Origin of the sequence: Vibrio sp. TBV020, assembly GCF_046056895.1 — a bacterium.
In the GTDB taxonomy this organism is placed as follows: domain Bacteria; phylum Pseudomonadota; class Gammaproteobacteria; order Enterobacterales; family Vibrionaceae; genus Vibrio.
Genome location: NZ_JBEEAQ010000001.1, coordinates 866,707 through 879,436, shown reverse-complemented (window position 1 = coordinate 879,436; position 12,730 = coordinate 866,707). Strand labels below are relative to the sequence as shown.

At 45.1% G+C, this 12,730-nt stretch carries 10 protein-coding genes; 8 read left to right on the top strand and 2 right to left on the bottom strand.

The genetic code is table 11. The annotated features are described in order from the left end of the window. The first annotated feature begins 11 nt into the window (after nt 1–11). From AAFX28_RS03730 to AAFX28_RS03715, 4 genes are all read left to right on the top strand, one after another. Complete coding sequence (locus tag AAFX28_RS03730; protein ID WP_408686813.1) at nt 12–911, top strand: 2-hydroxy-3-oxopropionate reductase; 900 nt, start codon at nt 12–14, stop codon at nt 909–911. A 347-nt stretch (nt 912–1,258) separates the two neighbouring features. Next, nucleotides 1,259–2,401: a sugar diacid recognition domain-containing protein gene (locus tag AAFX28_RS03725; RefSeq protein ID WP_408685749.1), complete on the top strand. Its 1,143-nt coding sequence runs from the start codon at nt 1,259–1,261 to the stop codon at nt 2,399–2,401. A 180-nt stretch (nt 2,402–2,581) separates the two neighbouring features. Then, complete coding sequence (locus tag AAFX28_RS03720) at nt 2,582–3,934, top strand: GntP family permease (RefSeq protein ID WP_408685747.1); 1,353 nt, start codon at nt 2,582–2,584, stop codon at nt 3,932–3,934. A gap of 22 nt (nt 3,935–3,956) precedes the next feature. Beyond that, a complete protein-coding gene (locus AAFX28_RS03715) occupies nt 3,957–5,093 on the top strand; it encodes a glycerate kinase (RefSeq protein ID WP_408685745.1) in 1,137 nt (378 codons plus the stop codon). A 91-nt stretch (nt 5,094–5,184) separates the two neighbouring features. Here the strand turns inward: AAFX28_RS03715 and AAFX28_RS03710 are convergent, their stop codons facing one another. Together AAFX28_RS03710 and AAFX28_RS03705 are read right to left on the bottom strand one after the other, a co-directional pair. Next, the gene (locus tag AAFX28_RS03710; RefSeq protein WP_408685743.1) at nt 5,185–5,751 is read right to left on the bottom strand and encodes a hypothetical protein; all 567 of its coding nucleotides are present in this window, start codon (nt 5,749–5,751) and stop codon (nt 5,185–5,187) included. 119 nt (nt 5,752–5,870) lie between these two features. Next, on the bottom strand, nt 5,871–7,640 hold the full coding sequence (locus tag AAFX28_RS03705) for an ABC transporter substrate-binding protein (protein ID WP_408685741.1): 1,770 nt from the start codon (nt 7,638–7,640) through the stop codon (nt 5,871–5,873). A 137-nt stretch (nt 7,641–7,777) separates the two neighbouring features. Between AAFX28_RS03705 and AAFX28_RS03700 the strand changes: the two genes are divergently transcribed. From AAFX28_RS03700 to AAFX28_RS03685, 4 genes are all read left to right on the top strand, one after another. Beyond that, a complete protein-coding gene (locus AAFX28_RS03700; protein WP_408685740.1) occupies nt 7,778–9,442 on the top strand; it encodes an amidohydrolase in 1,665 nt (554 codons plus the stop codon). Between the two features lie 246 nt (nt 9,443–9,688). After that, nucleotides 9,689–9,763: a tryptophanase leader peptide gene (gene tnaC, locus AAFX28_RS03695; protein ID WP_408686812.1), complete on the top strand. Its 75-nt coding sequence runs from the start codon at nt 9,689–9,691 to the stop codon at nt 9,761–9,763. A 232-nt stretch (nt 9,764–9,995) separates the two neighbouring features. Further along, nucleotides 9,996–11,420 (top strand): tryptophanase, encoded by a 1,425-nt coding sequence (tnaA, locus tag AAFX28_RS03690; protein ID WP_408685738.1) that lies wholly within the window; start codon nt 9,996–9,998, stop codon nt 11,418–11,420. A gap of 83 nt (nt 11,421–11,503) precedes the next feature. Further along, on the top strand, nt 11,504–12,718 hold the full coding sequence (locus tag AAFX28_RS03685) for an aromatic amino acid transporter (protein ID WP_408685736.1): 1,215 nt from the start codon (nt 11,504–11,506) through the stop codon (nt 12,716–12,718). The last annotated feature ends 12 nt before the right edge of the window (nt 12,719–12,730 follow it).

Genomic DNA, 12,730 nt, shown 5'->3' with positions numbered 1-12,730 from the left:
ACGGAGAACAGATTATGAAAATTGCATTTATTGGTACAGGTATCATGGGCCGCCCAATGGCCGCTAATCTACAAAAAGCAGGCTATGAACTGGTGCTTTCTGATCACTTCAACCCAGCGCCAAAAGACCTTGTTGAAGCAGGTGCTCAAGTAGTGCACTCAGCTCAAGCAGCTACAGAAGCGGCGGATGTCGTTATCCTGATGGTGCCAAACACGCCACAAGTTGAAGATGTACTGTTTGGTGACAAAGGCGTTGAAGCCGGTCTGAATGCGGGTGGCGCTGAAGGCAAACTTGTTATCGATATGAGTTCGATTTCACCAATGGCAACAAAAGCGATCGCTGCACGCGTAAATGAAAGTGGTGCCCAGTATCTAGATGCACCGGTATCTGGTGGCGAAGTGGGAGCGATTAACGCTGCCTTAAGCATCATGGTAGGCGGTTCACAGCAAGCATTTGATAAAGCACGTCCGCTGTTTGAAGTGATGGGCAAAAACATCACGCTAGTGGGTGAAAACGGTGCGGGCCAGACATGTAAAGTGGCGAACCAAATCATTGTTGCGTTAAACATTGAAGCGGTATCAGAAGCGCTTGTGTTTGCTTCGAAAGCAGGTGCCGATCCGGCGCGTGTTCGTCAGGCTCTATTGGGTGGCTTCGCAAGCTCTAAGATTCTTGAGGTACACGGCGAGCGTATGATTGAAGGTACGTTTGACCCTGGCTTTAGAATCTCTCTTCACCAGAAGGACCTTGATTTGGCACTAACCGGTGCGAAAGAGCTTGAAGTTGCGCTACCAAACACGCAAACCGCACAAGAGCTATTTGAAGATTGTGCAGCACTCGGTGGCCAAGGTTGGGATCACTCAGCGCTTATCAAGGCAATCGAGAAGCGTTCGAACCACTCAATCCGAGATTAAGGTTAGAACGCAGAAATTAGCTGTTGTAGTTAGTTTCCGTCTGGGGTGGATAGGACTCCTCTCCCTGCCACCTCAATAGCTATATCAATCATGGTGACTCCATTGTAGGGATGATCGTTAGATTGATATCAAATCGCGTAGTTTTTCGTCTCCTTTTGTACGCGTTCCCGTTGTAAGACAATAGGTAGGAGCATCCTCGGGCTCCGTCTTAGCAGGCACCTAGCGGGCTTACTTCGGGATTTTTTCTTTCTATGTGAACTGAATGAAATTGGAATTCAGTCAACTTAGTAGGGCATGTGATATCTTACATGGGTGTGCCAATAGGCCGATATCACAAGGCAAATGAGATGCAGCTAAACACCCTTATCGCCCGCCAGATTGTGGAGCGAGCGACAAAAATTATCCAATTTCCCGTCAACGTGATGGATGAAAACGGAATCATTATTGGTTCAAGTGATCCATCCCGTTTGCATCGTACCCATGAAGGGGCATTGCTCGCTATTCACGACAATCGGATTGTCGAAATTAATCAGACGGTAGCCAGCACGCTCATCGGGGTGAAAGAAGGTATTAATTTACCGGTGGTACATCAGGATAGTGTGATAGGTGTTGTTGGCATATCAGGTCAACCTGATGAAGTCAGAAGCTACGGCGAGCTGGTCAAAATGGCGGCTGAATTGATCATTGAGCAAGAAGCACTAATGGCGCAGATTCAATGGAACAAGCGTCATAGAGAAGAGTTACTACTGCAATTGATTCAAGGCTCCACTCTCAATGAGAACCAACTACTGTCGATTGCAGAACGGTTAGATTTGGATATAGCTCAGCCAAGGGTTGCTGCCACAGTGAAAGTGATTCCCAAGCAGGGGCAGTCTTTAACTCAAGAACATTTGCAAAAGCTAGTGCATCTCCTTGAGTACCCAGAACGAGACAATATTGTTGGGATTGTTTCTGTGTCGATGAACGAAGTTGTGGTGCTTAAACCTGTCACCATTTCACACGGAAATTGGAATCAAGAAGAAGAAAAAGTTCGAGTGAAAAGATTGCTCAAGCGAATCGCACAAGAAGCTGATTTCTCAATCAAGATTGCGATAGGGCAATACTTTCCTGGTGTAGATGGTTTAGCTCGCTCCTATGAAACAGCAAAGGCAACAATGGCTGGTGCAGGTAACAGCAAACAAGCGATATTGTTCTATCAAGAACATAAGCTAGCCGTGTTGGTTGGTGGATTAAAACAAGACCAATGGCGACGGGCTCAGTTGGTCGAGCCTTTAGCAAAACTGCAAACAAAAGATGAAAAGGGTGTGTTGATTAAAACGTTGAGAGTGTTTTTTGATCAGGACTGCGATCTGGCTCAAACTTGTGCAGTACTACATATCCACCGAAATACGCTCCGTTATCGGTTAGATAAAGTAGAAGAAGTTACAAGTTTAAAAATCAATAAGTTAGACCATAAGGTTCAGCTCTATTTAGCGTTGAAATGTCTATAAGGGAAAAGTTATTTTTGTGCAATATGACAATTAAGGGGTGGTTTTAGGCTGATTAATTTGTCACTTTGCATAAAGGAATAAGACTTGATTCACTGAATAATAACGCCGTCCCTACAGACACCCTGGATGTTTGAAATGAATTCAAGCATACCGGCAAATACTATAATAAACGGAGTTATCATGAGTCTTATCTTAATTTTGCTGGGGGTGATAGCCTTTATCGTCCTCGCGACAACCAAATTTAAATTACATCCTTTCCTCGCACTGATCGTAGCGGCCTTTTTGGCGGCCTTTGCATATGGTCTACCTGCAGACAGTATCGCGAAAACCATCGCTTCGGGCTTTGGCGGCATATTAGGTTATATCGGCCTAGTGATTGTGTTAGGTACGATTATTGGTGTCATTCTTGAGAAGAGTGGTGCAGCGATTACCATGGCAGACACGGTGATTAAAGTGCTGGGTGAGCGTTTCCCTACGCTGACCATGAGCATCATCGGTTACATCGTGTCGGTACCAGTATTCTGTGACTCTGGCTTCGTTATTCTGAACTCGTTAAAAGAGTCTCTCGCTAACCGTCTAAAAACGTCCAGTGTGGCAATGAGTGTCGCATTAGCAACGGGTCTATATGCAACACACACGTTTGTACCACCAACGCCGGGCCCAATTGCGGCTGCAGGTAATTTAGGTCTGGAGTCTAACCTTGGCTTAGTGATTGGTGTCGGTATCTTTGTGGCAGCAACGGCGGCGATTGCCGGTATGTTGTGGGCAAACCGTTTTAAAGATGTTGAACCTGATGGCGGCGATCAAGTAGAAGAAGTGAAGCAAGATTGGAAAGAGCTTAAAGCCTCTTACGGTGAGCTACCAACGGCAGGCCAAGCATTTGCGCCAATTTTTGTTCCTATCCTTCTGATCTGTTTAGGCTCAATTGCAAAATTCCCAAGCCTACCTTTGGGTGATGGTGCGGTATTTGACGTGCTTTCATTCTTAGGTCAGCCACTCACAGCATTAATCATCGGCTTGTTCTTGTCTGTTCGCCTACTCAAAGGTGACAACAAAGTAGAAGAGTTCGGTGAACGCATTAGCCAAGGCATTACGGCAGCAGCGCCGATTCTACTTATCACCGGTGCTGGTGGCGCATTCGGCGCAGTACTTAAAGCAACGCCATTAGGTGAATACCTGGGAACAACATTATCTGCATTAGGCGTTGGTATCTTTATGCCATTTATTGTTGCAGCGGCACTGAAATCAGCGCAAGGCTCATCAACCGTAGCGTTAGTAACAACATCTGCGCTAGTTGCACCTATGCTGGCTCAACTCGGTCTAGACTCTGAAATGGGACGAGTGCTGACTGTAATGGCGATTGGTGCAGGTGCGATGACAGTATCGCATGCAAATGACAGCTTCTTCTGGGTCGTTTCGCAGTTCAGCCGCATGTCTGTTGGGTTAGCGTATCGCGCTCAAACCATGGCAACCTTAGTTCAAGGCGTGACTGCAATGGCACTGGTTTACATTTTAAGTCTTGTTCTACTGTAACAAGCCCAAATAGGAAACATATATGAAAGTAGTTATCGCTCCAGATTCTTACAAAGAAAGTTTAACCGCTATGGAAGTGGCAACTGCGATCGAAAGTGGTTTTAAAGAAATCATGCCTGACGCAGATTACGTTAAGTTGCCGATGGCTGATGGTGGCGAAGGCACAGTGCAATCTTTGGTCGACGCAACTGGGGGCGATATTGTCTCCGTTGCGGTGACGGGCCCTCTTGGTGAGTCTGTTGAAGGATTCTACGGATTACTAGGTGATGGCTCTACTGCTGTAATTGAAATGGCGGCAGCATCGGGTTTGCACTTGGTCGAGCCGAGTCAACGTAACCCATTGCTTACGACCTCTTTTGGTACGGGTGAGTTGATTAAAGCGGCGTTAGATAAAGGTGTTAGTCACATCATCATTGGTATTGGTGGCAGCTCAACTAACGATGGTGGTGTCGGTATGGCGCAAGCGCTCGGAGCGAAATTGTTGGATGCGCAAGGCAATGATTTACCATTTGGAGGTGGTGCGTTAGCAGACCTAGCAACGATTGATCTATCGGGATTAGATCCTCGTCTTGCGACTGTTCAGCTTGAAGTAGCGTGTGATGTCGACAACCCTTTATGTGGGCCAAAAGGTGCTTCACATGTGTTTGGACCACAGAAAGGTGCGACGCCTGAAATGGTTGAGCAATTAGATCGCAATCTTGCCCACTATGCTGAAGTGATACGTCAAACCAATGGTAAAGAGGTGTTAAACCAAACAGGTTCGGGCGCAGCAGGTGGCCTTGGTGCAGCTCTATTAGGGCTTTTTGATGCGACACTTCGCCCTGGCATTAGCATAGTTATGGATGCGGTTAACCTTGCTGAAGTTGTTAAAGATGCTGACTTGGTGATTACTGGTGAAGGGCGTATTGATAGCCAAACTATTCATGGTAAAACCCCAATCGGTGTGGCTCGTACCGCTAAGCTTTATAATTTACCAGTGATTGGTATTGCAGGAAGCACTGCTAAGGATTGTCGTGTAGTACATGATCATGGTCTGGATGCAGTCTACAGTGTGGTACTTGGTGCAACCGACTTACCTACAGCATTAAAAGAGGCAGCGTTCAATGTAGAAATGACCTCTCGTAATGTTGCTGCTGTGCTGGCGATGACGTTTAAATAATTTCCTATTTTACACTGTAAACGGCCGCTATCTAGCGGCCGTTTTTGCTTCTCTAAGCTTGTTTGTAGCTCGTACTAACAGAGAATAAACACTATTGCTCTCTCGGGATTAGTACTAGTTCGCCTGTTTTGATCATACTGTTTACCTGTGTTTGCAACTTGGAAATTTGGTTCGCTGGAATCTCCTTATTGCAAGCTAAATACTTGATGTCAGTAAGAAAGACAAACGGTTGATTGGCCAGCTGGATCCCTAGGTCTTCTGATAGTGCCATGGCTGTACGAGTATCAGATAACCACAAATCAATATTCTCTCGCCTTAGCATCTGTAAACCATCATCGACTTCTTCCGTCATTACGATATTAAAACCTTGTTCTTGTAGCTGCTGTGCGATGCTATAGCCTTCATACGCAACAATTTGGTATGGCGAGGCATCTTGCAAAGAGAGTAGTTGAGGCTCGTTGCTTTGTTGTTGATACAGCGCATATTGGCTGATGGCAATTGGACCAACCCAGTTATAGTTGGCTTCAACAAGCTGTGAGCGAGCGACGGGAAAAGAGCACACATTGTCTATTAAGCGAGCGGATTTCATTGCTCTGGCTTCTGGTGAATGACCAATCACAAAGCTGATACTGGCACGCTCAAACAGCTGCGCCACCATATAATACGTATCACCAATGTGAGTGCTTGTTTCGCTGTTAACTAAAGGAGGAGAGTAAAACGTAATCAGCCGGATATTCTCAGCGTGGGCAGAGGGTATCAGACAAAGCCACAGCCAAATTAATCTTCTAAGGTGTTCCATACTTCATATACCTCAGAAAATGGCAGTGTTTTACCTTGGGGAGTTTGATTTTGCTTTGGCCATGGTGAACCCGGTTGATTGAGCCAGTAATCGTCAGGCTTCTCCTTATTCACTTGTGGTCGACACCGGAGGGAACTATCAATAGACAGTGTGGCAAGGTGTTGATCAAACTTACCCGCCAATTGGTTGAGTGTTTGCTGCGCGGTCATATCGCTATATAGGTAATCACCAATATGTTGCCACCACATGGCCGCCATGGTTGAGTAGTCTGGAATATTGACGCCAGAAGGTGTCCAGACATGTTTTGCCGGACTTTGATAGAACTCAACCAATCCCCCTAACTTCGGCTTGAGCTCGGCAAAGCGCTCTGAATGCACATCGGTATGCCTGATTGGTGTAAAGCCATTAAGCAACTTATCAAAGCTGACGGTTTTAGAGACGGTGAATTGAGCGTATAACCAAGCTGCTTCTCGTTGTTTTTTCGGGGTAGAGTAAAGAAATGTCCACGAGCCCGCATCTTGGTATCCCGATTTCATGCCGGGTTGCCAGTACTGCCCTCGGGGAGAGGGTGCTAAGCGCCATAATGGATTGCCCTCTTCATCGATGACCTTTGATTTAGGGCTAAGTAACGTCGGGATAAACGCGCTGTACCAAAAAATTTGCTGAGCTACTTTTCCTTGGGCGAGCCAATCAGCAGTCGTTCGAAAGGTGAGGGTTTTGGACTCAGGAGGCGCATATTCATTTAACCAGAACTTGTATTTCTCTAGCGCATAAATGGCGGCTGGGCTGTTTAGTGCACCGCCTCGACTGACACTGGTCCCAACTGGTACGCAATTCTCGGCTCTAATTCCCCAATCCCCGACTGGTGATCCGCTAGGTAGACCAATGTCATTGACACCCGCTAAGCTGAGCCAAGAGTCTGAGATACGCCAACCTAAAGAAGGCTCGTATTTTCCATAATCAAAGTGGCCCCAGATTCGCTCTCCGTCAATTTCTTTTACGTCGTAGGTAAAGAAGTGGGCGATATCTTGGTAGGCTTGCCAGTTTTGTGGGACTGCGAGTGGATAGCCATATTTTTCCTTAAATTGCGCTTGAAGATCTGGGCGACTGAACCAGTCGTGTCGATACCAATATAAATTGGCGAACTGTTGGTCGGGAAGTTGGTAAACAACGCCTTGGTCATCCTTGGCAAATTCAAGACCGATGAAATCTTCAATATCCAACGTTGGTAGCGTAATGTCTTTCCATTGGTTATCGATAAAAGTTGATATAGGAATCACTTTTTGGCTTCTGATATGGGTGCCAATGAAGTCGGTATCGTTGATGTAGCCATCATAAACACTGATATCGGTTTGCATTTGCAACTGCAGCCGTTTTACAAGATCATCTTCTCCGACGACTTCGTGAATGACTTGAATACCGGTTAACTGAGTAAACAATCTTGCTAGTTCTAGCGCCTCGTAACGGTGGGTTGGAATGTCTTCAGAAACAACGTTAATTTTGATTCCACGATAGGGCTTGGCCGCATTTTGAAACCAACTCAGTTCTTTGGTTCGTTGGCTAAGAGATAATGTGGAAGAGGAAAAGTGCTCTGCGAATTGAGCAATAAGGTTGCTATCTGGAGCGGGTGCTTCATTTGCATGTAGTTGGTTCGAATGAATTAAAAGCACAACAGCTAAGCATGGAAGGCCTTTTCGGCTGCTGCATAGCAAGTTTCTGCACGTTATCTCTATAAACTTTTGTTGCATAGTTCACCCTAAGGCAAAGCCAAACAGTTATCGTTGAGTTTAGTACAGAACTCATTTATTCGAATGAAGAAGGCCTGCTACCCTATAGGTAATCTGGCCGATATTTTGGCCCATGTGGCATACAAAGGAATGGAATCATGAAACGCATTTTTGCACTGTTGATGAGCTCTACTTTAATAACCAGCACGTTAGCGGCTCAGCATGCGGATTTGCTGATCACCAACAGCAGCATCTATGGCCACCCAAATGCCAATGCGATTGCGGTTGCCAATGGAACTATTCTCTTTGTCGGAGCCAGCAGTCAGGCCGCCCCATATTTGAATGCATCAACCCAGGTGATTGACCTGCAAGGCGGCTTCGTTGCCCCTGGTTTTATCGATAACCATAATCATGTGTTTGAAGCGGCTTCTGACGCGGGCGCTCAGTGTGAATTGAGTCTTGAGGATGGGCTGAGTGGTCAAGTTTCTTATCTAAAAGCATGTCGAAACCAGACCCCACGAGGCGAATGGATTATGGGCTACGGCTTTTCGATTGAATCCATACTTTCTGATGAATACGAACAAACGCCGCTTCAAGTCATAGACGCTATTTTTCCTGATCAGCCAGTGATTTTTATGGAGCAAACTTCTCATTCAATGTGGGTGAACTCTGTTGCTCTACAGCGGGCAGGGATTACGCGTACTTCTTCCGAACCTCAAGGCGGGAAAATACTCAATGATGAAATAACAGGCGAGTTGAATGGGATCTTACTCGATAATGCAGGAGACATCGTTCTAGAGCTTGCATGGAATAGTCTAAGCAATCAGTTTGAACAAAGTTATCAAGGTTTGATGCAAGGCTTGTCAGAGGCAAAGACTTATGGGATTACAACCATTGGTGACGGACGTTTGTATTGGAAGCGTGGCTGGTATGAAGTGTGGAAAGAAGCCGAGCAGCGGGGGGACTTAACGGCACGTGTATCGCTTCGTCCGTGGATTTATCCTACCGAATCGATGCAACCACAGATCGAATACTTAAAAGATATAGTGACTTCTGAACGTTCACAGCTGCTGCTTGTTGATCAAGTGAAGATGTATAGTGATGGCATTTTGATTAATGGAACAGCTAAGACACTAGCACCTTATCTTTTTACCTATATCCCTGATGAACCTTACGGCATTAACTACATTGAACCTCAAGCAATGACTCAGTGGATTCAAGCCCTCGACAAAATTGGCTTTGGGGCACATATCCATGCGATCGGTGATGGGGCAATCCGAGAATCTTTGAATGCGATTGAAAGCATGCGAAAACAAAACGGTGATAGGGAATACACCCTAACTCACGTTGAGTTGGTTAACTCTCAAGATATTCCTCGCTTTGCTGATTTAGATGTAACGGCAGATTTTCAGGTTGGTTCGGATTATGTTGCCTATCACGATCACCAGTGGGCGGAAGCGTTCTTAGGTGCTAAGCGCATGCGCTCGTTAATGAACTTAAAAGTATTGTTTGATACAGGTGCTAACGTCACCTTAAGCAGTGATTGGAATGTACATGAGCTTAATCCTCTGGTCGGTATTGCCAATAGCATTATCATGGGGGATACCGGATTACCGAATGTGGAGGCAGCGATCGATGCATATACCATTAATGCCGCTAAGAGTTTAGGTATTGATGACATTACAGGCTCGATAGAAGAAGGTAAATCAGCGGACTTTGCCATTTTATCGCAGGATATTCGTCAGTTAGCTCCTGAAGAGATCAAAGCGACTGAAGTATGGATGACGATGGTTAAAGGGGAAGTTGTGTATGCACTTGAGTAACTGGATGACAGGTAGAGAGTGTTTGTTTCGTTCATCAATGCCAAGTGCCAACGTATCTACTATTATGTAAGAATATCCTTTATGAATTATTGGAAATTTCTATTGCTAATTATCTTTTAGTTGTTGTTATTTTTATTATTTCGTCTACAGGATCACAATTGACAAAATGATTGAGTGACGAAATATATAAAATTTGATTAATCTAACTGGGTTCTTATAGCATTTTATTTTCAATAAGGAGGTAACATGGAAAAATACAATAACTCTAGTGTTTGGTTTACCCTCGATTATAAAATCGCGCTTTTCTTCCCTGCTAAGTAATTCTTTGCACGTTCTGTGCACGTAAATTGTTGATTTATAATTTCAATCTTGAGCTCCTGAGCGTATTTAGGTGCTTGTTTTTGTTAGTTCTAATCGATGGTTTTCGCCCCCAAATCAACTATCTCTTTGTTTTCTAATTCAAAGATTTAATTTCGATTTATATATCCTATCTTCGCCAATATGATTATTTGGTGGGGAGGACAAGTATTACTTTTATATTAGGGATTTAACAATGGAAAATTTCAAACATCTCCCAGAACCATTTCGTATTCGTGTTATTGAACCAGTAAAACGCACTACGCGAGAGTATCGCGAACAGGCAATCTTAAATGCGGGAATGAACCCTTTTCTCCTTAACAGTGAAGATGTGTTTATTGATCTTTTGACTGACAGCGGCACTGGTGCGATTACTCAGGAGATGCAAGCTGCGATGCTAAGAGGCGATGAAGCATACAGTGGTAGTCGCAGCTATTATGCACTGTCAGATGCTGTCAGTGATATTTTTGGCTACAAGCACACCATCCCAACTCACCAAGGACGTGGCGCTGAGCAGATCTATATTCCTGTGCTCATCAAAAAGCGTGAGAAAGAGAAGGGCTTGGATCGCAGTAAAATGGTTGCTTTATCCAACTATTTCTTTGATACAACTCAGGGGCACACTCAAATCAACTGCTGTGTGGCGAAAAATGTCTACACCGAAGAAGCGTTTGATACTGGAGTCAGTGCTGACTTCAAAGGTAACTTTGATATAGAAAAGCTAGAGCACGCGATACTAGAAGCTGAACCACAAAACGTGCCTTATATCGTTAGCACCATTACATGTAACTCATCTGGTGGGCAACCAGTCTCTATCGCTAACTTGAAAGCGGTGTATGAGGTTGCTCAACGCTACGATATTCCTGTGATTATGGACTCCGCACGCTTTGCTGAAAATGCTTACTTTATTCAGCAGCGCGAACCTGGTTATCAGGACTGGAGCATTGAACAGATCACTCGCGAAAGTTACAAATACGCAGATGCTTTGGCGATGTCGGCGAAAAAAGACGCGATGGTTCAGATGGGCGGCTTGCTGTGTTTTAAAGATGACAGCATGCTCGACGTTTATAATGAATGCCGTACCTTATGTGTGGTTCAGGAAGGCTTTCCAACCTATGGCGGTTTGGAAGGTGGCGCGATGGAACGTTTAGCGGTTGGCCTGTACGATGGTATGCGCCAAGAGTGGCTAGCGTATCGCATCAGCCAAGTGCAATATTTGGTTGATGGTCTAGAATCTATTGGCGTTGTGTGTCAGCAAGCTGGTGGACATGCTGCGTTTGTTGATGCAGGTAAACTGTTACCTCATATCCCTTCAGAGCAATTTCCTGCTCATGCCTTAGCTTGTGAGCTTTACAAGGTGGCTGGTATTCGTGCTGTCGAAATTGGCTCGTTATTGCTTGGACGTGACCCTGCGACAGGTAAACAAATGCCTTGTCCTGCTGAGCTAATGCGTTTGACGATTCCACGTGCGACATATACACAAACGCACATGGACTTCATCATTGAAGCTTTCGAGCAAGTCAAAGCGAATGCAGCAAACGTTAAAGGGCTCGACTTCGAATATGAGCCAGAAGTGTTACGTCACTTCACCGCAAGATTAATAGAAGTGGACAGCAAATAACTACCCATCACGCAGCTCAAAATGAGCTGCGTTTTTTTTGCCTGTTCAACGCAAAACGTGAAATCAATTTAGAGAACAAAATTATGACTGCAAAACCTTCCTTATTGGGTGGGGCCTGCATCATTGCTAGCGTCTGTGTAGGTGCCGGCATGTTAGGCCTACCCAGTGCGGGGGCGGGAGCGTGGACAATTTGGTCTATGCTTGCCATTACCCTCACTATGTTAGTAATGACTGTTTCTGGCTGGATGTTACTTGAAGCCTTTAAACATTATGACCTCAGAGTATCCTTTAATACCGTAACTAAAGACATGTTGGGTGAGAAGATCAACATGCTCAACAATTTAACGGTGTACTTCGTTGGCGGAATTTTGTTGTACGCCTACATCACCTCTTCAGGACTCATCTTACAAGACCTATTGGATGTGAATAGCAAGGTCGCATCAACACTGTTTGTGGCAGTATTTTCGATGTTTGTTTGGCATTCAACACGTGCTGTTGATCGTATCTCCGTCATCTTGATTGTGTTTATGGTGCTGAGTTTCGTTTTTGGTGTTTCGGGCTTAGCGGTAAACGTGAATGTGTCTGTGTTGCTCGATACAATCGATCCTGATGCGAAGTATGCGCCTTATGCGATGGTAATGTTACCTGTTGCTTTGACTTCTTTTGGCTATCATCACTCAGTTTCGTCAATGCGGGCTTACTATGGTGAGGAGCGCCGAGCTAAATACGCAATTCTTGGTGGAACCATGATTGCGTTGGGGCTTTATTTTCTATGGTTAGTGAGTATCTTTGGTAACTTACCCCGTGAAAGCTTTGGGGATGTAATCGAACAAGGTGGTAATGTTGACGCATTACTCATGGCGCTTGGTTCGGTTATTGAGTCACAGAATGTCGAGCGTGCCATAAACGCATTTTCAATGGCTGCGATCCTGTCTTCATTCATTGGTGTAGGCTTGGGTGTTTTTGATTTCTTAGCTGACTTTTTCCGGTTTGAGAATGATAAGAAAGGACGCACCAAAACTTGGTTAGTCACCTTTGTTCCACCGTTGGCCTTTTCTCTTCTTTTCCCGTTTGGCTTTGTGATTGCGATTGGTTACGCAGGGGCAGCTGCGACAGTGTGGGCTTGTATTATCCCAGCGTTGTTAGTGATGAAGTCGCGCTCTAAAGATAACGGTGGTGATGGTTTTGTCGCGCCTGGAGGCAAGCTCATGATTGGCTTGGTTATTTCGTTTGGTGTACTTACCGCAGTATTCCACTTTATGGCGATGGCAGGAGTTCTGCCGGCATTTAACGGTTAAACAGTGAGGAAT